Source organism: Burkholderia pyrrocinia, from assembly GCF_022809715.1.
Classification (GTDB): Bacteria; Pseudomonadota; Gammaproteobacteria; order Burkholderiales; family Burkholderiaceae; genus Burkholderia; species Burkholderia pyrrocinia_C.
Genome location: NZ_CP094459.1, coordinates 3,231,834 through 3,256,181 on the forward strand (window position 1 = coordinate 3,231,834; position 24,348 = coordinate 3,256,181).

Genomic DNA, 24,348 nt, shown 5'->3' on the forward strand with positions numbered 1-24,348 from the left:
AGTTATCAGTTAAGTGTAGGGGAGTCGCCAAGTTGGTCAAGGCACCGGATTTTGATTCCGGCATGCGAGGGTTCGAGTCCTTCCTCCCCTGCCAAAAATTTTCCCGCATTTCCCGCCTAAGCCTGAAGCAGGTGCACGATGAGCAGCCATGACGGCCTGATGGTTTTTACTGGCAACGCGAATCCCGCGCTCGCCCAGGAAGTCGTCAACATTCTTGGAATTCCCCTCGGCAAAGCAATGGTCAGCCGTTTCTCCGACGGCGAGATCCAGGTCGAGATCCAGGAAAACGTGCGTGGCAAGGACGTCTTCGTCCTGCAATCCACGTGCGCGCCGGCGAACGACAACCTGATGGAACTGATGATCATGGTCGACGCGCTCAAGCGCGCATCGGCCGGCCGGATCACTGCAGCCATCCCCTACTTCGGCTACGCCCGTCAGGATCGCCGCCCGCGTTCGGCGCGCGTCGCGATCTCGGCGAAGGTCGTCGCGAACATGCTGGAAATCGCCGGCGTCGAGCGGATCATCACGATGGATCTGCACGCCGACCAGATTCAAGGCTTCTTCGACATCCCGGTCGACAACATCTACGCAACGCCGATCCTGCTGGGCGACCTGCGCAAGCAGAACTACTCGGATCTGCTCGTCGTGTCGCCGGACGTCGGCGGCGTGGTGCGTGCCCGGGCACTCGCGAAGCAGCTCAACTGCGATCTCGCGATCATCGACAAGCGTCGTCCGAAGGCGAACGTCGCCGAAGTGATGAACATCATCGGTGAAGTCGAAGGCCGCACCTGCGTGATCATGGACGACATGGTCGATACGGCCGGCACGCTCTGCAAGGCCGCGCAAGTGCTGAAGGACCGCGGTGCGAAGCAGGTGTTCGCGTACGCGACGCACCCCGTGCTGTCGGGCGGCGCCGCCGACCGCATCGCCGCATCGGCACTCGACGAGCTGGTCGTCACCGATACGATCCCGCTGTCGGCCGAATCGCTGGCGTGCTCGAAGATCCGCTCGCTGACGAGCGCGAGCCTGCTGGCCGAGACGTTCTCGCGGATCCGCCGCGGCGATTCGGTGATGTCGCTGTTCGCGGAATCCTGATCGCGAGTCGACACAAGAAAGCATGCGCAGAAAGCGAAGCGGCAACGCTTCGCTTTTTGCACAATCGGACGGGATAGACGAAACCCCGCCGTTTCATCGGGGGCCGCCGTTTGACGGCCCCGTTTTACTGCCTGGTCGCGGGCAGCCATTGGAGAATCACATGAAAGTCGTCGCTTTCGAGCGCCAACAGCAAGGTACGGGTGCGAGCCGCCGCCTGCGCAACGCCGGTAAGACCACGGGCATCGTTTACGGTGGCGAAGCAGCCCCGCAAAAGATCGAACTCGATCACAACGCCCTGTGGCACGCCCTGAAGAAGGAAGCCTTCCACTCGTCGATCCTCGACCTCGAAGTGGCCGGCCAGTCGCAGCAGGTTCTGCTGCGCGACGTGCAATACCACCCGTTCAAGCAACTGGTGCTGCACGTGGACTTCCAGCGCGTTGACGCGAAGAAGAAGCTGCACACGAAGGTGCCGCTGCACTTCCTGAACGCCGAAGTCAGCCCGGCCGTGAAGCTGTCGAGCGCGGTCGTGTCGCACGTCGCGACGGAAATCGAAATCGAGTGCCTGCCGGCTGCGCTGCCGGAGTTCCTCGAAGTCGACCTGTCGAAGATCGAAGCCGGTCAGTCGCTGCACGCGAAGGACATCGCGCTGCCGAAGGGCGTCGCGCTGGTCGCGCACATCGATGCGGAAAACCCGGTTGTCGCATCGGCGACGGTCCCGGCTGGTGCCGTGTCGGACGCAGCAGGCGAAGGCGAAACGCCGGCTGCCTAAGCGGCTGCCTCCGCGCCCGATCGATCCGTTTCACGAAACGGTCGACGCAACCCGCCGCGGCTTGCCCGGCGGGTTTTTCTTTTTCTGCGCCCAGGCGGCAGCCGCCGCCTTCGAAACGTCATGATCAAACTGATCGTCGGCCTCGGCAATCCCGGGGCGGAATACACCGCGACGCGCCACAACGCCGGCTTCTGGCTGATCGACCAGCTCGCCCGCGAGGCAGGCACGACGCTGCGCGACGAGCGCCGCTTCCACGGCTTCTACGCGAAAGCACGCCTGCACGGCGAGGAAGTGCACCTGCTCGAGCCGCAGACCTACATGAACCGCTCCGGCCAGTCGGTCGTCGCGCTCGCGCAATTCTTCAAGATCCTGCCCGACCAGATTCTCGTCGCGCACGACGAGCTCGACCTGCCGCCCGGCACCGTGAAGCTGAAGCTCGGCGGCGGCAGCGGCGGCCACAACGGCCTCAAGGACATCTCCGCACACCTGTCGACGCAGCATTACTGGCGGCTGCGGATCGGCATCGGCCATCCGCGCGACCTGATTCCGGAAAGCGCGCGCGCCGGCGCGAAGCCCGACGTCGCGAACTTCGTGCTGAAGCCGCCGCGCCGCGAGGAACAGGACGTGATCGACGCGTCGATCGAACGCGCGCTCGCCGTGATGCCGATGGTCGTCAAGGGCGAACTCGACCGCGCGACGATGCAGCTGCATCGCAACTGACCGCGCATCGCACCGGCCCGGTGCATCGGGCCGTCCGGCGTCGCCGGGCGGCACCGCCCTCCCCACCTTGACGCGCACATGCGGTAATCTCGTCGTTTTGCCCGACAGGAGCCAAGCGGTGAGCCGTTACTGGAGCGACGTCGTTCAGCAACTCGTGCCTTACGTGCCGGGCGAGCAGCCCGCGCTCGCGCACCCCGTCAAGCTGAACACCAACGAGAATCCCTATCCGCCGTCGCCGCGCGTCGTCGCGGCGATCGCACGCGAACTCGGCGAGACCGGCGACACGCTGCGCCGCTATCCGGATCCGGTCGCGCGCGCGCTGCGCGAGACGGTCGCGGCCCATCACCGCATCAAGCCCGACCAGGTGTTCGTCGGCAACGGCTCCGACGAGGTGCTCGCGCACACGTTCCAGGCGCTGCTGAAGCACGACCGGCCGCTGCGGTTTCCCGACATCACGTACAGCTTCTATCCGACCTACGCTCGCCTGTACGGCGTACAGACCACGGTCGTGCCGCTCGCGGACGACTTCTCGATCCGCGTCGACGACTATCTCGACGACGCCGGCGGCGTACTGTTTCCGAACCCGAATGCGCCGACCGGGCGCGCGCTGCCGCTCGCGGACGTCGAGCGGATCGCGGCCGCGAATCCGTCGTCGGTCGTCGTGATCGACGAGGCCTATGTCGATTTCGGCGCGCAGTCCGCGATTACGCTGATCGACCGCCATCCGAACCTGCTGGTCGTGCACACGACGTCGAAGGCGCGCTCGCTCGCGGGCATGCGCGTCGGCTTCGCGTTCGGCGATGCGGCACTGATCGACGCGCTGAACCGCGTGAAGGACAGCTTCAACTCCTATCCGCTCGACCGGCTCGCTCAGGTCGCCGCGCAGGCCGCGTACGAGGACACCGACTATTTCGACGCGACCTGCCGGCGCGTGATCGACAGCCGGACGCGGCTCACGCACGCGCTCGACGCGCTCGGCTTCGACGTCGTGCCGTCGGCCGCGAATTTCGTGTTCGCGCGCCATCCCGCGCACGATGCGGGCGCGATCGCGGCAAAGCTGAAGGAACGGGAAATTTTCGTGCGGCACTTCCGGCTGCCGCGGATCGACCAGCATCTGCGCATCACCGTCGGCACCGACGCCGAATGCGATGCGCTCGTCGCGGCGCTGCGCGAGCTGCTTGCCTAACGAAGAACCGGCGCCGGACGGCGCCGCTCGGGACGCGTGACGCGTGCGCCGATAAACCAAAGCGCGCGCGTCACCGCAGGGTCACGACGCGTCGTCGCCCTTCCCGGCGATCAACGCGTGATACTTCTCCATCAATTGCGCGTGCGATTCGTCATGCTGCGGATCGCGCGGAATGCATTCGACCGGACACACCTGCTGGCACTGCGGTTCGTCGAAATGGCCGACGCACTCGGTGCACTTGTTCGGGTCGATCACGTAGATATCCGGGCCCATCGAAATCGCGCCGTTCGGGCACTCGGGCTCGCACACGTCGCAATTGATGCACTCGTCGGTAATCATCAAAGCCATACTGATCTCACTTCTTCAGGCCGGCGGCCGGCTTCGCAACGAAACCGGCCGGCGCCGCGTCACGCGGCAGGGCCTCCCATCGCGGCGACTTTCTCGGTCAGCCATTTCTCGACGGACGGGAACACGAACTTGCTGACATCGCCGCCCAACTGCGCGATTTCGCGCACGATCGTTCCCGAGATGAACTGGTACTGATCGGACGGCGTCATGAACATCGTCTCGACGTCGGGCAGCAGGTAGCGGTTCATCCCCGCCATCTGGAACTCATATTCGAAATCGGACACGGCGCGCAGGCCGCGCACGATCACGCGTGCGTTGTTGGTGCGGACAAAGTCCTTCAGGAGACCGGTGAAACTCATCACCTTCACGTTCGGATAATGGCCGAGCACCTCGTTCGCAATCGTCAGACGTTCTTCGAGCGAGAAGAACGGCTTTTTCGCGCGACTGTCGGCGACACCGACCACCAGCGTATCAAAAATGCTCGACGCACGCCGCACGAGGTCTTCGTGCCCGCGCGTCAGCGGATCGAACGTACCGGGATACACGGCGACTACCATGTCGCTCCTCCTGTCATCACGCAAACGGGATGGCAGCGGTGCGATGCGCACGCCACTGCCGAGATGAGCATGCGTCGCCTTTGCGGCGCGCCGCCTCGTATGGAACGCGCATTATTCATCATTTTCGCGCCGCAGCAAATGATAGTGAACCGCACCGGCCTTGCCGTGCTTCACGACCTGCCAGCCCGCGAGCGCGTCGTGTGCGGCCGGATCGAGTTCAGCCCCCGTCTCGACGTAAAGCGCACCGTCCGCCGCGACGAGCGGCGCCGACAGCGCGATCGCGCGCTCCAGCGCGGCCGGATCGCCGAACGGCGGATCGAGAAACACGACGTCGAACGCGCCCGGCGTGAGCCCGGCCGCGAGCCGCAACGCATCGGCTTCGGCGACTTCGACCGTGCGGGCGCCGAGCTTGTCCTTGATCGCACGCAGTTGCTGCGCGGCGCGCGGATGGCGTTCGACCATCACGACGCTCGCCGCGCCGCGCGACGCGGCCTCGAAGCCGAGCGCGCCGGTGCCCGCGAACAGGTCGAGGCAGCGCCGGCCTTCGAGATCCTGGCCGAGCCAGTTGAACAGCGTCTCGCGCACGCGATCGGGCGTCGGCCGCAGGCCGTCGAGATCGAGCACCGCGAGCGGAGTGCGTTTCCAGTCGCCGCCGATGATGCGGATCGTGTGCGGCTTGCCGCGGCCAGGAGGGGCCGCCGGGCGGCCGGGAGAGGAACGGGACATACGGAATATAGGCAACGGAGGGACCGGGCGCGCGCCAGGGCGCACCGCCAAACAGGCGCACGTTACCACAGCGGCGACGCGCACTGACGCGAGCGCCACGCCGCACTGATAAAATGCACGGTTTCGGCCGCCGTGCGCCGCGCCCGCGCGAACGCAGAACGGCCCGTCCGGCGCCCCGCTTCTGGCGGCGGCCCCCCTCTTCCCGACGTCAGACCATGTTCAGCTTCTTCAAACGATTCAAGAAAACGCAGGAGCCCGATCCCGCGGAATCGCAATCGGCCGACGCGCAGCAAACGGACGAGCCGTCCGATGCGCCCGTGCTCGAGGCTCCGCCCGCGGCCGACGTGCCGCAGGCGCCCGTGCAACCGGCCGCGCCGGCCGTCGTGATGACGGTCACGCCGACCAACGACGGCCGCGACGAAGTCGTCGAGACGGTCGAGATCGTCCCGCCGCCGCTGCAGGACGCATCCGCGAAGAAATCGTGGCTTGCGCGCCTGAAAACGGGGCTCGCGAAAACGGGCAACAGCATCACCGGCGTATTCGTCAACACGAAGATCGACGAGGATCTGTACGAGGAACTCGAAACCGCGCTGCTGATGTCCGACGCGGGCGTCGACGCGACCGAGTACCTGCTCGACGCGCTGCGCGAAAAGGTACGCACCGGCCGCCTGACCGACCCGCAGCAGGTGAAGGGTGCGCTGCACGACCTGCTCGTCGAGCTGCTGAAGCCGCTCGAGAAATCGCTGATGCTCGGCCGCGCGCAGCCGCTCGTGATGATGATCACCGGCGTGAACGGCGCGGGCAAGACCACCAGCATCGGCAAGCTCGCGAAGCATCTGCAGAGCTTCGACCAGTCGGTGCTGCTGGCCGCGGGCGACACGTTCCGTGCGGCCGCGCGCGAACAGCTGGCGGTCTGGGGCGAGCGCAACAACGTGACGGTCGTGCAGCAGGAAAGCGGCGATCCGGCCGCGGTGATCTTCGACGCGGTCAGCGCCGCGCGCGCACGCAAGATCGACGTGATGATGGCCGACACGGCCGGCCGCCTGCCGACGCAGCTCCACCTGATGGAAGAGCTGAAGAAGGTGAAGCGCGTGATCTCGAAGGCGCACGACGGCTCGCCGCACGAAGTGCTGCTGGTGATCGACGCGAACACCGGCCAGAACGCGCTCACGCAGGTGAAGGCATTCGACGACGCGCTCGGCCTCACGGGCCTCATCGTCACGAAGCTCGACGGCACCGCGAAGGGCGGGATTCTCGCCGCGATCGCGCGGCAGCGCCCGGTGCCCGTCTACTTCATCGGCGTCGGCGAGAAGGTCGAGGACCTGCAGCCGTTCAGCGCCGTGGAATTCGCGGACGCGCTGCTCGGCTGAACGCCGCCGGCCCGCATCGCCCAGGGCGCCTTCGGGCGCCCTTTTTCATGCGCGCCCGCGGCGCGCCGCGCTCATTCGGCGTCGGGTTGCGCGCCGGGCTCGGCGGCCTTGAACGCGTCGAGCGTCGATGCATGGTCGACGATCCGTTGAATCGTCGGATAACGCGTCGTGTCGATCGAGAAGCGGTTCGCGTTGAACACCTGCGGCACGAGGCACAGGTCGGCGAGCGTCGGCGTGTCGCCGAAGCACAGCTTGCCGGTGCGCGGATCGTTCGCGAGGCGCGTCTCGAGCGTTTCGAAGCCCGCCTCGATCCAGTGCCGGTACCACGCGTTCTTCGCCTCTTCGGGTACCTGCAGCGTGTGCTTCAGGTACTTCAGCACGCGCAGGTTGTCGAGCGGATGGATTTCGCACGCGATCTGCAGCGCGACCGCGCGCACGTACGCGCGGTCGACCGGCTGCTTCGGCAGCAGCGCGGGCTCGGGATGGGTTTCTTCGAGATATTCGATGATCGCGAGCGACTGCTGCAGCGTCGCGTCGCCGTCGATCAGCGTCGGCACGACCGCATCCGGATTCAGTGCACGGTACTCGTCCTTCAGTTGCTCGCCGCCGTTGCGCAGCATGTGCACGGGGACATAGTCGAACGGCAGCTGCTTCAGGTTCAGGGCGATCCGCACGCGGTACGACGCAGAACTGCGGAAATAGCTGTAGAGCTTCATGGGATGTCTCTCGTAGTCGTATTCGGCCGGCAACGGCACAGGCGCGGCGCAGCCGGCGCGCCCGCCGCCGGTACCCGGAGTGTAGCGCGACGCGATGCGCGGCCGCGCTTGCGCCGGCCGCACCCGTGCGATACTCGGGGCATTCCTTACGCTCACCGCGCGGCCCGATGCCGGCCGCCCGCCCCACGTCCCGATGACCGCTTCCCACGATCCTGCCGCCGTTCCGTTCCGTTGCGCCCGCTTCATCAAGGAGATCGGCCGCGGCCCGCACGGCGCGCGCGCACTGTCCGCCGAGGACACGTTCGAGCTCTATCGCGCGATGCTCGACGCGCGTGTGTCGGACGTCGAACTCGGCGCGATCCTGATCGCCTATCGGCTGAAGGGCGAAACGTCCGACGAGCTGGCCGCGATGCTCGCCGCCGCGCAGGCGTCGTTCGAGCCCGTGCACGTGCAGGACGCCGCGTTCCGCCCCGTGTCGATCCCGAGCTACAACGGCGCGCGCAAGCAGCCGAACCTCGTGCCGCTGCTCGCGCTGCTGCTCGCGCGCGAAGGCGTGCCGGTGCTCGTGCACGGCGTCGAGCGCGACCCGGGCCGCGTGACGAGCGCGGAGATCTTCTCGGCGCTGTCGCTCGCGCCGTCGACGTCGCACGATGCGATCGAGGACATGCTCGCCGAGCGCCGCGTCGCGTTCGCGCCGATCGAAGCGCTGGCGCCGCGCATCGCGCACCTGCTGTCGATGCGCAGCGTGCTCGGCGTGCGCAACTCGACGCACACGCTCGTGAAGATCCTGCAGCCGTTCGCGCCGGCCGGCCTGCGGCTCGTCAACTACACGCATCCGCCGTACCGCGACAGCCTCGCGCAATTGTTCCGCGACCATCCGGACGCCGCGCTCGGCGGCGCGCTGCTCGCGCGCGGCACCGAGGGCGAGGCCGTCGCCGATACGCGGCGCCAGGTGCAGGTCGACTGGCTGCACGACGGTGTATGCGACACGCTGATCGAGGCCGAACGTTCGTCGACCGATACGCCGCCCGTCGCGCTGCCCGAATCGCGCGATGCGGCGACGACGGCCGCGTGGACGGACGCCGTGTTGCGCGGCGAGGTGCCGGTGCCCGACACGGTCGCGCGGCAAGTCGCGACGATCGTGCAGATCGCCCGCACCACGCGCTGACGGCGCGGCAACGACCCGCCCCGCGCCCCCGACGATTTGACACGCGCCCGCATCCTGGCATAGAGTTGCCGTCATGCGTTCCTTTCCGAACACCCTCCGAATTACCTCCGGCCGCCTAGCGCGGCCGCTATCGCTACGACTAGCCTAAGGCTGTCGTAGCGCCGTGTGCTGTCCGCACGGTCCCTCCCAGCAGTTCCTCGCCGTACCCCTCTCGCAGTTTTTACAACCCGAAGTCGTCAGCATTCGTCCGTCTATCCGTCGGTCGATTCGCGAAGATCATCCGCATCCGCAGCGCATTTCGCGCGCCGCGGTGCGAGGCAGCGCCAACCGTCGCCCCTGCCGCCCGTCTTCGCTCGCGACTTGAGACCCGAGGTCCAGAAGATGAAGCGCAATCCGCAAGACAAGTACCGTCCGTTCGAGCCCGTCCGCATCAATGGCCGCCGCTGGCCGACCCGCACCATCGAGCGCGCGCCCGTCTGGATGAGCACCGACCTGCGCGACGGCAACCAGTCGCTGATCGAGCCGATGAGCATCGAGCAGAAGCTCGAGTTCTTCGAGATGCTGGTCGCGATCGGTTTCAAGGAGATCGAAGTCGGTTTTCCGTCGGCGTCGCAAACCGACTTCGATTTCGTCCGCAAGCTGATCGACGACCAGCGGATTCCCGACGACGTGACGATCGAGGTGCTCGTGCAGTCGCGCGAAGACCTGATCGCCCGCACGTTCGACGCGCTCGAAGGCGTGCCGCGCGCGATCGTGCACCTGTACAACGCGGTCTGCCCGTCGTTCCGCCGCATCGTGTTCGGGATGTCGAAGAACGACGTGAAGGCACTCGCGGTCGACGGCACGCGCATCATCAAGGAGCACGCCGCCGCGCGCCCCGACACGCACTGGACCTTCCAGTACTCGCCGGAAACCTTCAGCATGACCGAGCTGACGTTCGCGCGCGAGATCTGCGATGCGGTCGCGCAAACCTGGCGGCCGACCCGCGACCACAAGATGATCGTCAACCTGCCGGCCACCGTCGAGGCCGCGAGCCCGAACGTGTTCGCCGACCAGATCGAATGGATGGACCGCAACCTCGCGTATCGCGACAGCATCGTGCTGTCCGTGCATCCGCACAACGATCGCGGCACCGCGGTCGCGGCGGCCGAGCTCGCGCTGCTCGCGGGCGCCGACCGCATCGAAGGCTGCCTGTTCGGCAACGGCGAGCGCACCGGCAACGTCGATCTCGTCACGCTCGCACTGAACCTCTACACGCAGGGCGTCGACCCGGGCCTCGACTTCTCCGACATCGACGCGGTGCGCCGCGTCGTCGAACGCTGCAACCAGATTCCCGTGCATCCGCGCCATCCGTATGCGGGCGACCTCGTGTTCACCGCATTCTCGGGCTCGCACCAGGACGCGATCCGCAAGGGTTTCGCGCAGCAGCGCCCCGATGCGGTCTGGGAAGTGCCGTACCTGCCGATCGACCCGGCCGACCTCGGCCGCAGCTACGATGCGGTGATCCGCGTGAACAGCCAGTCCGGCAAGGGCGGCGCGACGTTCCTGCTCGAACGCGGGATGGGCTTCACGCCGACGCGCCGCGTGCAGATCGAATTCAGCCATGCGGTGCAGACGCTCGCCGACGCGTCCGGCGAGGAAGTGACGGGCGACGCGATCTGCGCGCTGTTCGCCCGCGAATTCTTCGAGACCGACGGGCCGGCCGCGCGCCATGGCAGCGGTGCGCGCTGGCAGAACCGCGAGATCGCGGCAGCGCCGGCAGCGGCCGACGCGACGCCCGAAGACGCCGTGCGACATTTGGCCGCGGCATTCGCGGCGGCAGCCGGCACCGCGATCGACATCGCGTCGTGCGAACACGCACGCACGACTGACGGCCGGATCGTGGTATCGGTCGGCTGCCGGGTCGGCGATGTGCCGCTGCGGCACGGCGTCGGCCTGCACGCGGATGCGGCAAGCGCCGCGCTCGACGCAATCGTCAGCGCAATCAACCGTTCGGCATGGCATTGCACGGACCGCCGCGCGGCGGCCTGACGCTCAGGGTTCGACAGTCAGCGAGCAGGGCGTGACCGCCCGTGCGCCGCGCGATCCGCGCCGCACGGGCCAGCAAAAAGCGGCCCATAAGGCCGCTTCGGTGGGGACATGAAAAGGAGCGCCACGCGCGCTCATGTCTCGGTCGCGCACCGCGTCGCCTGCCATGCGAGCAGGCACCAGCGGCCCTGCTCCTCGGTGTGGACTGACGTATAGGCAATCGGGAACACCAGGCCGCCGTTGTTCGTTTCCATCTCGATCAACGCGCGCCCGGTGACGACGCAGGTTTCGCCGCCGACGGGCAGCACGTCCTGCGACTGGATTTCGATCTGACGATAGCGGCGGCGGCCGGCGACGATGGCGTCGATAAACTGCTGCTTGGTTTCACGCTTGCCGTTGGTGTGCACGAAGAACACCTTGTCCGACAGCAGCGCGTCGAGCGCCTCGCCGTCCCCGTCCACCATCGCCCGGAACCGATCGCGCTCGAGCGCGCGGATCGCATCGACCACCTTCGCCATCGCCTGACTCCTCGGCAACGCGCACGCCGTGCGCGGGCATGCGGATCAGAAGTTGTACTGCACGTAGAACTGGTGGAAATTTATACCAGGATTCGGCTCTTTGATACCCGCGTTAGACACATGTTGAAAACGGTAACCGACCTGATACTGTTGCCGTTCTCCGAACTGTGCGCCGATGCCGACGACATCCACGAACTGGAACGACGTCGCAAGCGAAAGATTGTTGGAGATCGTCGGGGAAGTCAGGAACCGGATGCCGGCTCCGGCCTCGACGAACGGACGCACCTGGCCCGCGCTCTTGACGAAGCGGAACATCGGCTGCGCGCCGAATTCGCCGATGCTGCCGTGGACGTTGCCGCCCGTGTGCCAGTAGCCGACGTGGCCTTCCATTACGAAAGCGAAGTGCCAGCCGCCGATTTCCCACCAGTTCCAGCCCGGATCCCACACCACACCGAGATCGGCCTTGTCGATCCCGTGACGATCCGAAAACCCGCCGCCCGCCTGGATACCCCATCGATCCGCGAACGCCGCACCCGATCCGCCCAGAAGTGACGCCGCCAGCATCGCATGCAGCGCAAGCCGGCTGCGGGGCCGGCGATTCTTCTTATTGTTCATCTGACACTCCAACTTTGTGGGTTGAATGGAGCCTGCCGCGACGGCCTGGCTCGAGCGAACTGAATGGTATGGTAAAGGACTTTTCGGATCGGCATCACGAAGCGAAATGGCTTCCTTCCAAAACGACAAAAATCGAAATCGTCTACTGATTCCCATCAGAAACAATGGTTTACGGAACTTCGCCCCGCCGCCGTGGTCGCAGATTAGACTATCGACTCGACTATCTCGATAGAAAAATCGGGAACTCAGATGCCCACGTCCGCTCTAAGGAATTAGCACTCGGTTTCCGGGAGTGCTAAGATTGGCCCCGGAATCTCATCCGAGACCCAGGGTTTGTCCCTGATTCCAAAGGAGTTTTTAGTGAGCAACGCCCTGACCCTTCCGAATACCCTGAGCCCGACGCCGGCCAAGGCCGAATCGGCAGGCTCGCTGGCGCTCGCAGCTCAATCGATGTTGCCGGGCCAGCTTGGCAACATCGACGCGTATATCCAGGCCGTCAATCGCATTCCTCTGCTGACGGCCGAAGAGGAACGCCAGTACGCAACCGAATTCCGCGAAAACAACAACCTCGACTCGGCGCGCCGCCTCGTGCTGTCGCACCTGCGTCTCGTCGTGTCGATCGCGCGTAACTATCTCGGCTACGGCCTGCCGCACGGCGACCTGATCCAGGAAGGCAACATCGGCCTGATGAAGGCCGTGAAGCGCTTCGATCCGGCCCAGAACGTGCGCCTCGTGTCGTACGCGATCCACTGGATCAAGGCCGAGATCCACGAGTACATCCTGCGCAACTGGCGCATGGTGAAGGTCGCGACGACGAAGGCGCAGCGCAAGCTGTTCTTCAACCTGCGCAGCCACAAGAAGAGCATGCAGGCGATGACGCCCGAGGAAATCGACGGCCTCGCGCAGGAGCTCAACGTCAAGCGCGAAGAAGTGGCCGAGATGGAAACGCGCCTGTCGGGCGGCGACATCGCGCTCGAAGGGCAGGTGGAAGACGGCGAGGAGTCGTACGCGCCGATCGCCTATCTGGCCGACTCGCACAACGAGCCGACCGCCGTGCTCGCCGCGCGTCAGCGCGACACGCTGCAGACGGACGGCATCGCGCAGGCGCTCGACGCGCTCGACGCGCGCAGCCGCCGCATCATCGAGGCGCGCTGGCTGCACGTCGACGACGACGGCTCGGGCGGCTCGACGCTGCACGATCTCGCCGCCGAGTTCGGCGTGTCCGCGGAACGCATCCGCCAGATCGAAGCGAGCGCAATGAAAAAGATGCGCACCGCCCTCGCCGAATACGCATAAATCCGGCGACTCAGAGCGCTGCATCGAAAACCGCTGCCTGACCGGCAGCGGTTTTTTTTCGTCTGCTTTTTCCGCTGCTTTTCCGCTTTTCCCGCTGCGTTTCATCCGCTTTACCGCCCGTTTCTTCGCCGATTAATTGACCCGATTCATCAGGTAATAGGCCGTTTTCGGCCCCCTTCCGCATAAGCTTGATCTGCCTCAAGTTTCAGCCCGTAGTTAGCGACGGTCTGCCGCAGCGCAGCACTCGGCATCGGAAAGCCGTCATCTTAAAATTGGCATGTCAGGCGCAAAAGGATTAAAACAGCTTCACGGCCGTCATAAATCCGACGTAAAGTCGCCCCCAATCCGTCCTAAATCGATTCAGGATAATCACCTTGATCTCGATCAATAAAGAGCCTGCGCCGCCTCCCCAGCGGCCGGCCGGCACGATCGGCTGGCGCGCGCGCATCGCCGCGTGGGCTCGCGGACCGACCCTCGCCCGCGACATCACCCTGGTGCTGATCGTCAAGCTGATCCTCCTGATGTCGCTCAAATACGCATTCTTCAATCATCCGCAGGCCGAGCACATGTCGCTTCCGCCTGCCGCCGTCGCCGAGAAGCTGCTCTCGGTACCGGCACCTGCACCCACCGAGGGAGACCACCATGATAAGTAGTGAAGTCGTCGATCTATCACGCCTGCAGTTCGGCATCACGGCGCTCTACCACTTCCTGTTCGTGCCGCTGACGCTCGGCCTGTCCTGGCTGCTCGTCATCATGGAAGCCGTCTACGTGATGACCGGCAAACAGGTCTACAAGGACATGACCCAGTTCTGGGGCAAGCTGTTCGGCATCAACTTCGCGATGGGCGTGACGACCGGCATCACGCTCGAATTCCAGTTCGGCACGAACTGGTCGTACTACTCGCACTATGTCGGCGACATCTTCGGCGTGCCGCTCGCGGTCGAAGGCCTGATGGCGTTCTTCCTCGAATCGACGTTCGTCGGCCTGTTCTTCTTCGGCTGGAACCGCCTGTCGAAGGTCAAGCACCTGATGGTCACGTTCCTCGTCGCGCTCGGCTCGAACCTGTCCGCACTGTGGATCCTCGTCGCGAACGGCTGGATGAACAACCCGGTCGGCGCCGAGTTCAACTACCAGACGATGCGCATGGAGATGACGAACCTGTTCGACGTGCTGTTCAACCCGGTCGCGCAGGTGAAGTTCGTGCACACGGTGTCGGCCGGCTACGTGTCGGCCGCGATGTTCGTGCTCGGCGTGTCGTCGTGGTACCTGCTGAAGAAGCGCGACATCGACTTCGCGCTGCGCTCGTTCGCGGTCGCGGCCGGCTTCGGCCTCGCGGCGACGCTCTGCGTGATCGTGCTCGGCGACGAATCGGGCTATACGACCGGCGAAGTGCAGAAGATGAAGCTTGCCGCGATCGAATCCGAATGGGAAACGCAGCCGGCGCCCGCATCGTTCACGCTGATCGGCATTCCGAACCAGGAAGAACAGCGCACCGACTACGCGATCAAGATCCCGTATGCGCTCGGCCTGATCGCGACGCGCTCGATCGACGAACCGGTGATCGGCCTGCGCGATCTCGCGAAGCACAGCGAGGAGCACATCCAGAGCGGGATGATCGCGTACGGCGCGCTGCAGAAGATCAAGCAGGGCGACACGAGCGCCGCGACGCGCGAACTGTTCGACCAGCACAAGCAGTATCTCGGCTACGGTCTGATGCTCAAGCAGTTCACGCCGAACGTGACCGACGCGACACCGGAGCAGATCAAGGCCGCCGCGAAGAAGACGATCCCGCCGGTCGCGCCCGTGTTCTTCTCGTTCCGGATCATGGTGTTCCTCGGCTTCCTGTTCGTCGCGACGTTCGTTGCCGCGTTCTGGTTCTGCGCGCGCCGCGAACTGCTGCAGGACAACCGCCGCTGGTTCCTGCGCTATGCGTTGTGGGCGATCCCGCTGCCGTGGATCGCGATCGAATTCGGCTGGATCGTCGCCGAGCTCGGCCGCCAGCCGTGGACGATCGCGGGCGTGCTGCCGACGCACCTGTCCGCGTCGAGCCTGACGCCGACCGACCTGTACCTGAGTCTCGCGGGCTTCATCCTGTTCTACACCGCGCTGTTCGTCATCGAGATCAAGCTGATGTTCAAGTACGCGCGCCTCGGCCCGTCGTCGCTGCATACCGGCCGCTATCACCACGAACTCGCGGCCGCCAGCGAGCGCGCCCCGGCCTGAGCACGCACCCGAAACGGAACAAGGAATCGCTATGGACTATGCAACTCTCAAGCTGATCTGGTGGCTGCTCGTCGGCGTGCTGCTGATCGGCTTCGCCGTCACCGACGGCTTCGACATGGGCGCGACCGCGCTGCTGCCGTTCCTCGGCAAGACCGACGAGGAGCGCCGCATCATCGTCAACACGGTCGGCGCGACGTGGGAAGGCAACCAGGTGTGGCTGATCACGGCCGGCGGCGCGATGTTCGCGGCCTGGCCGCTCGTCTATGCCGCGTCGTTCTCCGGCTTCTACTTCGCGATGCTGCTCGTGCTGTTCGCGCTGTTCTTCCGGCCGGTGGGCTTCGACTACCGCAGCAAGCGGCCGGACCCGCGCTGGCGCGCGGGCTGGGACTGGGGCCTGTTCGCCGGCGGCTTCGTGCCGGCGCTCGTGTTCGGCGTCGCGTTCGGCAACCTGCTGCAGGGCGTGCCGTTCAAGTTCGACAGCGACCTGCGCGTGACCTACTACGGCAGCTTCTGGGCGCTGCTGAACCCGTTCGCGCTGCTGTGCGGGCTCGTCAGCCTCACGATGCTCGTCGCGCACGGCGCCGCGTTCATCAAGATGAAGACCGACGGCGTGATCGCGCGCCGCGCATCGATCGCGCTGCGTGTGGCGTCGTTCCTCGCGGTCGTGCTGTTCGTGCTGGCCGGCGTGCTGATCGCGTCGTATATCGGCGGCTTCCACATCACGAACGCCGCGCCGACCGACACGGTCGCGAACCCGCTGCTCAAGGACGTCGCCGCCGGCTCGGGCCTGTGGCTCGCGAACTACAGCGAGTTTCCGTGGATGATCGCGGCGCCGGTCGTCGGGATCGCGGGCGGCCTGCTGGCGCTGCTGCTCGCCGGCTCGAAGCAGGAGAAGACGGCGTTCTTCTGCACGGGCCTGATGATCGTCGGCGTGATCCTGACCGCGGGCTTCTCGATGTTCCCGTTCATCATGCCGTCGTCGCTCGACCCGCGCAGCAGCCTGACCGTGTGGGATTCGACGTCGAGCCACAAGACGCTGCAGGTGATGCTGTTCGCGGTGATCGTGTTCCTGCCGATCGTCCTGGTCTACACGGGCTGGGTGTATCGCGTGATGCGCGGCAAGGTCACGCACCAGACGCTCGAAGAGAACAATCACTCGATGTATTGAACCTGGCCGGGGCGCACAGGCGCCCCCGTCCACCGTTTCGCAAGGAGTCGGATCATGTGGTATTTCAGCTGGATTCTCGGTATCGGCGTCGCGCTGTCGTTCGGCATCGTCAACGCGATGTGGCTCGAAGCGCGGCAGAAGACGCAGGAAGCGCCCGCGCGCGTGCGCCGCGACTGACGCGTGACGCGTGCGGCGGATCGCGCCGCCGCCGTCCGGAACGAACCTCGCTTCGCGCGAGGTTTTTTTTCGTCCCGGCCGTCTGGACAGGCCTCGCGCACCGATGCCAATTTAGCGCCAGATTGATACCACTTGAATACCAATAAAAGGTTTCATAAGATCTTTGGACACGGCCGCCGACAGGCCGAATCCTTCTGGGTGGGGGAGACATGCGAATCCCGTGTATGGTGCGCACCTGCGCGCCGTGTTGCCGGGCGGCGGCTGATTGCCGTGCGGCGGCACCTGTTGTCGCCATCGTGCGCGGCCGGACGAACGCAGCCGACTGCGGCCGCTTCGCCATTGCGGCCGTTGCCGCGCGCCGCCGATGAACGCGCGTACGCCGCCCCGCCGGTCCGATCGGCACGCCTGCCCGCCTCCCGTTCCGTAACGCACGCCCCCGCGTGCCGAAAGCGTGCGGTGCGGCCGCATCGCCCCGCGCGCTGGTATCTCCCGCAGCTCCACTGAAAGACCCGATCGCAGCGACGTCGCTCCATGACGCCGCCACGCCCCCTTTTTATCAGGAGTTCGAATGAAGCGCACCTTGTCATCCCTCTTTGCCGGCGCGCTGATCGCAGCGCTGTCGCCGGCCGCGATCGGCGCCCACCCGGCGTCGACCGCGTCCGGCGCATCCGCAGGCATCGCGCAGCCCACCGCGCAAGCGGCCAGTCTCGCAGCACTGCTGTCGAACGGCCTCGCGTTGCGCGTCGCCGTCGACAACAACCACGCGGCCACGGCCGGCGTGCCGTGCGCCGATCTCGGCGCCGACGGCGCGGCCTGCGCGACGGGCCGCCTGATCCTGCAGAACCGCGGCCACCAGACGATCGCCGACGGCGGCTGGAAGCTCTATCTGCACAGCATCCGCCGCCTGCTGCGGATCGACCGTCCGGGCTTCGCGCTGCGGCGGCTCACGGGCGACCTGTACGAGCTGACGCCGCAGCCGGGCTCGGTGCGGCTTGCGCCGGGCGAGCGCATCGAGCTGCCGTTCGTCGCCGAATACTGGCTGCTGCGCTACAGCGACGTGATTCCGCGCCCGTACGTCGTCGTCGACGGCGCGCCGCCCGCCGTGCTGCGCTACAACGACACCGACGACGAGCTGCGCTACGTCGAATCGCTGCCGGCCGACGCGCAGAACAACTCGACCGGCAATGCGCCGCCGGTGGCCGCACGGCCCGACGCGAGCCGTGCGCTGCCGAGCGTGAAGCGGCAACAGCGCTTGCCCGGCACGCTCGACCTGCGCGGCGTCGAGTTCGCGTTGCCGAACCTGCCGGACGCGCAGGTCGCGGCGCTGCGCGAGCGGGCGACGACGCTCGGCCTCGACGGCGCACGCGTGCCCGTGTGGGGTGCCGTCGCGCCGCGCCGGCTGCCGGCCGACATCGCGACGCCGGGCGGCTACCGGCTCGCGATCGGGCCGCGCGGCGTGTTCATCGAAGCCTACGATCGCGCGGGCCTCTACTACGGCGTGCAGACGCTCTTCTCGCTCGCGCCGGCCGGCGGCGGCCCGATCCCGGCGATGCTCGTCGAGGATGCGCCGCGCTTCACGCATCGCGGCATGCACGTCGACCTCGCGCGCAACTTCAAGCACCCGGTGACGCTGCGCCGCCTGATCGACCAGATGAGCGCGTACAAGCTCAACCGCCTGCACCTGCATCTGTCCGACGACGAAGGCTGGCGCATCGAGATTCCCGGCCTGCCCGAGCTGACCGAGATCGGCTCGCGCCGCTGCCACGACCCGAGCGAGACGCGCTGCCTGCTGCCGCAACTCGGCTCCGGCCCCGACAACCGCTCGGGCGGCGGCTACCTGACGCGCGACGACTACGTGGCGCTCGTGCGCTACGCGGCCGCGCGTTTCGTCGAGATCATCCCGGAGATCGACATGCCCGCGCATGCGCGCGCAGCCGTCGTGACGATGGAAGCGCGCTACCGCCGGCTGCATGCGGCCGGCCGCGAGCAGGAAGCGAACGCGTACCGGCTGCTCGATCCGCAGGACACGTCGAACCTGCTGACGGTGCAGTTCTACGACCGGCGCAGCGACCTGAACCCGTGCGTGCCGGGCGCGCTCAATTTCGCGTCGAAGGTGATCCGCGAGATCGCGGCGATGCATGCGGACGCGCAGGCGCCGCTGCACATCTGGCACTACGGCGGCGACGAAGCGAAGAACATCCTGCTCGGCGCGGGCTTCCAGCCGCTGAACGGCACCGACCCGAACAAGGGCCGCATCGATCTCGCCGCGCAGGACAAGCCGTGGGCGCGTTCGCCCGCGTGCACGGCGCTGCTCCAGCGCGGCGAGATCAAGTCGATCGACGAGCTGCCGACGCGTTTCGCGCAACAGGTGAGCGCGGCGGTCAACGCGAACGGGATCGACACGATGGCCGCGTGGCAGGACGGCATCAAGCATGCGAACGGGCCGCAGGACTTCGGCACGCGCCACGTGATGGTGTCGCTGTGGGACACGATCTTCTGGGGCGCATCGGACAGCGCGCGCGACCTGAGCGGCAAGGGCTACCTGACGGTGCTGGCGCTGCCCGACTACCTGTACTTCGACTTCCCGTACACGCTCAACCCGCGCGAGCGCGGCTACTACTGGGGCTCGCACGCGACGGACGAGTACAAGGTGTTCTCGCTCGCGCCGGAGAACCTGCCGCAGAACGCCGAAGTGATGGGCGACCGTGGCGGCAACGCATTCGAGGCAACGGGCACGGGCCCCGCGCCGCGCATCGAAGGCATGCAGGGGCAAGCATGGGGCGAGGTGATGCGCAACGACACCTTCCTCGAATACATGGCCTATCCGCGGCTGCTCGCGCTCGCCGAGCGCGCGTGGCACCGGGCCGACTGGGAGCTGCCGTACGCGGCCGGCGTGCGCTACAAGCGCGGCGATACGCATCACGTCGACACGGCCGCGCTGCAGCGCGACTGGGCCGGTTTCGCGACGCTGCTCACGCAACGCGAATTGCCGAAGCTCGACCGAGCGGGCATCGGCTACCGGAAGCCGACCTTCACGCTGACGAACCCGTGAGCGGCTGGATGACTGCACGATCGAGCAGTTGAGCAATGCGCGATGCGGACGAACGCATCGCGCAATCGCCCCACCAAAGAAAAACGGCTTGCGACGCATCGCAAGCCGTTTTCGTTTCTGCCGACCGGCCCGAACCCGCAGCGCGGGTCCTGCCGGCCTTATTGCGTCATGCCGGTTGCACTGCCGCCCCGCCTGCCGCCGGCGGCAGGCGTGCGCCGAGCTGTTCGGCATAGCGTGCCGCCGCGTTGCCGCAGACGATGTGGAACGTGTCGAGCGACACCCATGCGACGTCGAGCGCGCCGAGACGATCGCGATCGACCGCCGACGGATCGCGCACGACGACACGCAGGCGCGTGGTCGCGACCGCGTCGAGCGACGCGACGTTGGTCGCCCCGCCGAACACCGCGAGCCAGCGTGCCGGCTCCGGATCGAGCGGGCCGGCGGCCGCGCCCGTGACGGGCTGCGCCGCGGCGGCCGTCGCCGTCGACGCTGCGCCGGTCGCACCGCTGCCGATCGCGGTACGCATCTCGTCGGCAATGAGGTCGGCCTCGGGCCCGATGATCACCTGCACGCTGTTGCCGCCGCGCTTGAGCACACCGCGCGCGCCGATCGACTTCAGTTCCGGCTCCGATACCTTCTCCGGATCGACGACGGTCAGGCGCAGGCGCGTCGTGCATGCGTCGACGACCGTCAGGTTGCCCGCGCCGCCGAGCGCGGCGATGTAGCGCTGCGCGCGCGGTGCAACCGCAGCCGATGCGGCGCCCGCAGCCGGCGCGACGAAGCCGCCCGATGCGTACGATTCCGCCGCCGCATCGGCCGATGCCGGCTCGCGGCCCGGCGTCGCCATGTTGAACTTGCGGATGAAGAAGCGGAACAGCCCGTAGTACGCGGCGCCGTATGCGATGCCGAGCGGAATCGCGATCCAGCCCTTCGTCGACAGCCCGTAGTTCAGCACGTAGTCGATCGCACCGGCCGAGAACGTGAAGCCGAGCTTCACGCCGAGGATCTGGCAGATCGCGAGCGACAGCCCCGTCAGCACCGCGTGGATCACGTACAGCACCGGCGCGAGGAACATGAAGCTGAACTCGATCGGCTCGGTCACGCCGGTCAGGAACGACGTCAGCGCCATCGAGAACAGCAGGCCGCCGACCATCGCGCGGCGCTCCTTCGGCGCTTCGTGCAGCATGGCCAGACACGCAGCCGGCAGGCCGAACATCATGATCGGGAAGAAGCCGGCCATGAAGGTGCCCGCGGTCGGGTCGCCCGCGAAGAAGCGGTGCAGGTCGCCGTGCACGATCTCGCCGCCGGCGGGCGGCGTGAAGTTGCCGAACACGAACCACGCGAGCGAGTTGATGATGTGGTGCAGGCCCGTGACGAGCAGCAGGCGGTTCAGGAAGCCGAACACGAACGCACCGATCGCGCCCGCCGTCGTCAGCCACTGGCCGGCCGCGTCGATCGCATGCTGGACCGGCTGCCACACGTAGCCGAACACGATGCCGAGTATCACGCAGACCAGCCCCGTGATGATCGGCACGAACCGTTTGCCGCCGAAGAACGCGAGGTAGTCCGGCAGCTTGATGTCCTTGAAGCGGTTGTACAGCAAGCCCGCAACGACACCCGCGATGATCCCGGACAGCACGCCCATGTTCAGCTTGGGATCGATGTCCTTCATAATCGCGGTTTCGATCAGGTAGCCGATCGCGCCCGCGAGCGCAGCAACACCGTTGTTGTCTTTCGCGAAGCCGACCGCCACGCCGATCGCGAACAGCAGCGGCAGGTTGTCGAAGATCGCGCCGCCGGCGTCGGCGATCATCTTGATGTTGAACACGTCCGGCTGGCCGAGCCGCAGCAGGATGCCGGCAACCGGCAATACCGCGATCGGCAGCATCAGCGCCCGGCCCAAGCCCTGTATTTTCAGAAACGGATTCCCGTTCATTCAGTCCTCCAATCCTTGTCTCGTCGTTAAGCGTCGTTGACCTAATTGCTCTCGTAGTGAAACGGGTCGCGAGCCTGCCTTCGACGTTCAGTCGAGCGGCCAGACCTCGCGGCTTGCTGCCCTTACCGCCTGTGCCGAATCGAGCGCGAGCAGATCCTGCGCGCGCTGACGGCACAACTGGTAATCGAGACGGCGCACACGCGCCTTGATGCCCGGCACCGCTACCGGGTCGACCGACAGCTCGGTCACGCCGAGGCCGACCAGAATCGGCACCGCGAGCGGATCGCCGCCGAGCGCGCCGCACACGCCGACCCACTTGCCGTGCTTCGCGGCGCCGCGCACCGCGATGTCGATCAGGCGCAGCACGGCCGGATGCAGGCCGTCGGATTGCGCGGCCAGGTCGGCCTGGCAGCGATCCATCGCAAGCGTGTACTGCGTCAGGTCGTTGGTGCCGATCGACAGGAAATCCGCGTGTTGCGCGAGCTGGTCGGCCAGCAGCGCGGCCGACGGCACCTCGATCATCACGCCGACCTCGATCGGCTCGGTGCGGCCCTGCGCTCGGGCGAACTCGTCGATGCGCTTTCTGAGCCGCACGATCTCGCCCGCGTCGGTGACCATCGGCAGCAGGATGCGCACCGCGCCGAACGGCTTCACCGCGAGCAGGCCCTGCAACTGGTCGTCGAGCAGATCGGGGCGCACCTGCGCGAGGCGGATGCCGCGCAGGCCGAGCGCCGGGTTCGGTTCGGGCGGCAGCGTCAGGTAGTCGACTTCCTTGTCGGCGCCGACGTCGAGCGTGCGGATGATCGCCGTGCGGCCCTGCAGCGCGTCGACGATCGACTGGTAGCTCTGCTGGTGTTCGACGACCGTCGGCGCGGCCTGGCGATGGATGAACATCAGCTCGGTGCGCAGCAGGCCGACCGCGTCCGCGCCGTTGTCGACCGCGGTGTTCGCGTCGTCGAGCGTCGCGATGTTCGCGGCCACCTCGATCGCGCGGCCGTCGGCCGTCGCGGCGGCAACGCCTGCCAGCTGCCGGTTCGCCTCGCGCACGCCTTCCAGGCGCTGGCGCTCGTGCCGCGCGCGTTCGACGTCGAGCGCGGTCGGCGCGTGTTCGAGACGGCCCGCGCTCGCATCGACGACGACCTGCGTGCCGTCCGGAATCGCATACAGCGCATCGCCGACCGCGACCAGCGCCGGGATGCCGAGCTGCCGCGCGATGATCGCCGCGTGCGACGTCGCACCGCCGCGCGCCATCACGAGCGCGGTCACGCGCTGGCGATCGAGCGACGACAGGTCCGACGGCGTGAATTCCTCGGCCGCGAGCACGGCCTCGTCGGGCAGCGCACGCGCCGCGCCGTTCGTGTGGCCGAGCGCGCGCAGCACGCGCTTCTCGATGTCGCGCAGGTCGGCCGCGCGTTCGGCGAGCAGCGCGTCGTCGAGCTTCGACAGTGTGTCGATCTGCGTGCGGATCGTCGCGCGCCATGCGAAACCCGCGCTCTTGCCGAGGCTGATCAGGTCGCGTGCCGCGTCGATCAGCGTCGGGTCCTCGAGCAGCACGCGATGCACCGCGAAGATGCCCGCTTCGCCGACCGCGCCGCGCGCCGATGCGCTGCGCACCGTTTCGTCGAGTTCGGCATCGACGGCCTTCAGCGCCTGGTCGAGCTGGCGGCTTTCCGTGGCCGGCGTGCCGGCGGCCTGTTCGGGCGGCACGATTTCCGCATCGTCGAGACGCACCAGCGTGCCGACCGCGATGCCGGGGGCCGCACACACGCCCACGAGCGAGTTCGGGTCGATCGGCGCGCCGACGTTGCGCGCGGCCGTCTGCGGCGCGGGCGACCTCAGCCGCGCCGGCTTTTCCTCGACCTCGCCGTGCGCTTCGCGCAGCAGTTCGTGCTCGACCGCATCGACGGCCTGCTGCGCGTGCGCGCCGCGGCCGACCAGTTCGACCGTCGCGCCTTCGCCGGCGCCGAGGCCGAGCAGGCCGACGACGCTCGCGATCGACGCCTTGCGGCCGTCGAACAGCACGTCGACGGTCGCGTCGAGCCCGCGCACGGCCTCACGCGCACGCGCGGCCGGCCGCGCGTGCAGGCCGCCCGGCTGCGCCAGCACGATTTCGCGGCGCACTTCGTTGTGTGCCGCCGCGCCGGCCTGCGCCGCCTGCGCAGCCGCTTCGCCCTTGCCGCGCAGCGCGAGCAGCGGCGTCTCGCCGGCCGTCGCGAAACCGCTCGCGCGGTCGACGACCTCGAACGCGTCGGAGTTCGCGATCGCGATCACCGACACGAGCGAATGCGCGCTGCGCGCGACCGCGTCCTGGTCGAACTCGATCAGCAGATCGCCCGCTTCGACGCGCGCGCCGGTCTCGACGTGCGCGGTAAAGCCCTGCCCGTTCAGCTCGACGGTGTCGATGCCGATGTGCAACAGCACTTCCGCGCCTTGCGGCGTCGTGATCGTCACCGCGTGGCCCGTGCGCGCGAGATGCGACACGATGCCCGCGCACGGCGCGACGAGCTTGCCCGCGAGCGGGTCGATGCCGATGCCGTCGCCGAACATCCCGCCGGAGAACACCGGATCGGGCACGTCGGCCAGCGGAACGATCGGCCCCGTCAACGGGGCAAGCAGGACGATCTGATCGTGGGTGGGGCTCTTCAACTGGGACTCCTCGGCGCGTCTCATCGGCTGTCTC

22 protein-coding genes and 1 tRNA gene are annotated in these 24,348 nt (G+C 67.1%); 14 read left to right on the plus strand and 9 right to left on the minus strand.

Features of this window, described 5'->3' with window-relative positions; genetic code table 11:
• The first annotated feature begins 17 nt into the window (after nucleotides 1–17).
• The 5 genes from MRS60_RS14945 (at nucleotide 18) to hisC (ending at nucleotide 3,770) form a co-directional block, all read left to right on the plus strand.
• Nucleotides 18–94: transfer RNA gene (locus tag MRS60_RS14945), tRNA-Gln, on the plus strand.
• Nucleotides 95–138: 44 nt separating this feature from the next.
• Nucleotides 139–1,095, plus strand: coding sequence for a ribose-phosphate pyrophosphokinase (locus MRS60_RS14950; protein ID WP_034179069.1), 957 nt, complete (start codon nucleotides 139–141; stop codon nucleotides 1,093–1,095).
• A gap of 160 nt (nucleotides 1,096–1,255) precedes the next feature.
• Entirely contained in the window at nucleotides 1,256–1,864 is a 609-nt protein-coding gene (locus tag MRS60_RS14955) for a 50S ribosomal protein L25/general stress protein Ctc (RefSeq protein ID WP_034179070.1), read from the plus strand.
• A gap of 120 nt (nucleotides 1,865–1,984) precedes the next feature.
• A complete protein-coding gene (gene pth / locus MRS60_RS14960; RefSeq protein WP_034179071.1) occupies nucleotides 1,985–2,584 on the plus strand; it encodes an aminoacyl-tRNA hydrolase in 600 nt (199 codons plus the stop codon).
• 118 nt (nucleotides 2,585–2,702) lie between these two features.
• Nucleotides 2,703–3,770 carry a histidinol-phosphate transaminase gene (gene hisC, locus MRS60_RS14965; RefSeq protein ID WP_243564919.1) on the plus strand — a complete coding sequence of 356 codons (1,068 nt, stop codon included), beginning with the start codon at nucleotides 2,703–2,705 and terminating at the stop codon, nucleotides 3,768–3,770.
• A gap of 81 nt (nucleotides 3,771–3,851) precedes the next feature.
• Here hisC and MRS60_RS14970 read toward each other — a convergent pair whose 3' ends face one another.
• The 3 genes from MRS60_RS14970 to rsmD form a co-directional block, all read right to left on the minus strand.
• On the minus strand, nucleotides 3,852–4,118 hold the full coding sequence (locus MRS60_RS14970; protein WP_034179073.1) for a YfhL family 4Fe-4S dicluster ferredoxin: 267 nt from the start codon (nucleotides 4,116–4,118) through the stop codon (nucleotides 3,852–3,854).
• A gap of 59 nt (nucleotides 4,119–4,177) precedes the next feature.
• The gene (coaD, locus tag MRS60_RS14975) at nucleotides 4,178–4,675 is read right to left on the minus strand and encodes a pantetheine-phosphate adenylyltransferase (RefSeq protein ID WP_031403077.1); all 498 of its coding nucleotides are present in this window, start codon (nucleotides 4,673–4,675) and stop codon (nucleotides 4,178–4,180) included.
• A gap of 111 nt (nucleotides 4,676–4,786) precedes the next feature.
• Nucleotides 4,787–5,401: a 16S rRNA (guanine(966)-N(2))-methyltransferase RsmD gene (gene rsmD, locus MRS60_RS14980; RefSeq protein WP_034179074.1), complete on the minus strand. Its 615-nt coding sequence runs from the start codon at nucleotides 5,399–5,401 to the stop codon at nucleotides 4,787–4,789.
• A gap of 215 nt (nucleotides 5,402–5,616) precedes the next feature.
• Here rsmD and ftsY point away from each other — a divergent pair, with 215 nt between their 5' ends.
• A complete protein-coding gene (ftsY, locus tag MRS60_RS14985) occupies nucleotides 5,617–6,771 on the plus strand; it encodes a signal recognition particle-docking protein FtsY (protein ID WP_105393312.1) in 1,155 nt (384 codons plus the stop codon).
• 71 nt (nucleotides 6,772–6,842) lie between these two features.
• On the opposite strand, the gene maiA is transcribed toward ftsY, so the two are convergent.
• Entirely contained in the window at nucleotides 6,843–7,487 is a 645-nt protein-coding gene (maiA, locus tag MRS60_RS14990) for a maleylacetoacetate isomerase (protein WP_034179437.1), read from the minus strand.
• A gap of 193 nt (nucleotides 7,488–7,680) precedes the next feature.
• Here maiA and ybiB point away from each other — a divergent pair, with 193 nt between their 5' ends.
• Both ybiB and leuA read left to right on the plus strand, forming a co-directional pair.
• Complete coding sequence (gene ybiB / locus MRS60_RS14995) at nucleotides 7,681–8,655, plus strand: DNA-binding protein YbiB (protein WP_243564920.1); 975 nt, start codon at nucleotides 7,681–7,683, stop codon at nucleotides 8,653–8,655.
• Between the two features lie 381 nt (nucleotides 8,656–9,036).
• A complete protein-coding gene (gene leuA / locus MRS60_RS15000; protein WP_243564921.1) occupies nucleotides 9,037–10,686 on the plus strand; it encodes a 2-isopropylmalate synthase in 1,650 nt (549 codons plus the stop codon).
• Nucleotides 10,687–10,817: 131 nt separating this feature from the next.
• On the opposite strand, the gene MRS60_RS15005 is transcribed toward leuA, so the two are convergent.
• Both MRS60_RS15005 and MRS60_RS15010 read right to left on the minus strand, forming a co-directional pair.
• Nucleotides 10,818–11,201, minus strand: a complete 384-nt coding sequence (locus MRS60_RS15005; RefSeq protein ID WP_034179077.1) for a nuclear transport factor 2 family protein — start codon at nucleotides 11,199–11,201, stop codon at nucleotides 10,818–10,820.
• 45 nt (nucleotides 11,202–11,246) lie between these two features.
• Nucleotides 11,247–11,816 carry an acyloxyacyl hydrolase gene (locus MRS60_RS15010; protein WP_243564922.1) on the minus strand — a complete coding sequence of 190 codons (570 nt, stop codon included), beginning with the start codon at nucleotides 11,814–11,816 and terminating at the stop codon, nucleotides 11,247–11,249.
• A 360-nt stretch (nucleotides 11,817–12,176) separates the two neighbouring features.
• Between MRS60_RS15010 and rpoH the strand changes: the two genes are divergently transcribed.
• Nucleotides 12,177–13,112: an RNA polymerase sigma factor RpoH gene (gene rpoH / locus MRS60_RS15015; RefSeq protein WP_034179079.1), complete on the plus strand. Its 936-nt coding sequence runs from the start codon at nucleotides 12,177–12,179 to the stop codon at nucleotides 13,110–13,112.
• A gap of 10 nt (nucleotides 13,113–13,122) precedes the next feature.
• On the opposite strand, the gene MRS60_RS15020 is transcribed toward rpoH, so the two are convergent.
• A complete protein-coding gene (locus MRS60_RS15020; RefSeq protein ID WP_243564923.1) occupies nucleotides 13,123–13,314 on the minus strand; it encodes a hypothetical protein in 192 nt (63 codons plus the stop codon).
• Between the two features lie 172 nt (nucleotides 13,315–13,486).
• Here MRS60_RS15020 and cydP point away from each other — a divergent pair, with 172 nt between their 5' ends.
• The 5 genes from cydP (at nucleotide 13,487) to MRS60_RS15045 (ending at nucleotide 19,732) form a co-directional block, all read left to right on the plus strand.
• Nucleotides 13,487–13,765: a cytochrome oxidase putative small subunit CydP gene (gene cydP, locus MRS60_RS15025; protein WP_034179080.1), complete on the plus strand. Its 279-nt coding sequence runs from the start codon at nucleotides 13,487–13,489 to the stop codon at nucleotides 13,763–13,765.
• Nucleotides 13,755–15,335 (plus strand): cytochrome ubiquinol oxidase subunit I, encoded by a 1,581-nt coding sequence (locus MRS60_RS15030; RefSeq protein WP_034179081.1) that lies wholly within the window; start codon nucleotides 13,755–13,757, stop codon nucleotides 15,333–15,335. Before cydP ends, MRS60_RS15030 begins: the two co-directional genes overlap by 11 nt.
• 31 nt (nucleotides 15,336–15,366) lie before the next feature.
• Nucleotides 15,367–16,503 (plus strand): cytochrome d ubiquinol oxidase subunit II, encoded by a 1,137-nt coding sequence (cydB, locus tag MRS60_RS15035; protein WP_034179082.1) that lies wholly within the window; start codon nucleotides 15,367–15,369, stop codon nucleotides 16,501–16,503.
• A 54-nt stretch (nucleotides 16,504–16,557) separates the two neighbouring features.
• Entirely contained in the window at nucleotides 16,558–16,680 is a 123-nt protein-coding gene (cydX, locus tag MRS60_RS15040; protein WP_034179083.1) for a cytochrome bd-I oxidase subunit CydX, read from the plus strand.
• A 568-nt stretch (nucleotides 16,681–17,248) separates the two neighbouring features.
• Complete coding sequence (locus MRS60_RS15045) at nucleotides 17,249–19,732, plus strand: family 20 glycosylhydrolase (protein WP_243564924.1); 2,484 nt, start codon at nucleotides 17,249–17,251, stop codon at nucleotides 19,730–19,732.
• Between the two features lie 166 nt (nucleotides 19,733–19,898).
• Here MRS60_RS15045 and nagE read toward each other — a convergent pair whose 3' ends face one another.
• On the minus strand, nucleotides 19,899–21,668 hold the full coding sequence (nagE, locus tag MRS60_RS15050; protein ID WP_175750338.1) for an N-acetylglucosamine-specific PTS transporter subunit IIBC: 1,770 nt from the start codon (nucleotides 21,666–21,668) through the stop codon (nucleotides 19,899–19,901).
• 87 nt (nucleotides 21,669–21,755) lie between these two features.
• Nucleotides 21,756–24,338 (minus strand): phosphoenolpyruvate--protein phosphotransferase, encoded by a 2,583-nt coding sequence (gene ptsP, locus MRS60_RS15055; protein ID WP_243564925.1) that lies wholly within the window; start codon nucleotides 24,336–24,338, stop codon nucleotides 21,756–21,758.
• Between the last annotated feature and the right edge of the window lie 10 nt (nucleotides 24,339–24,348).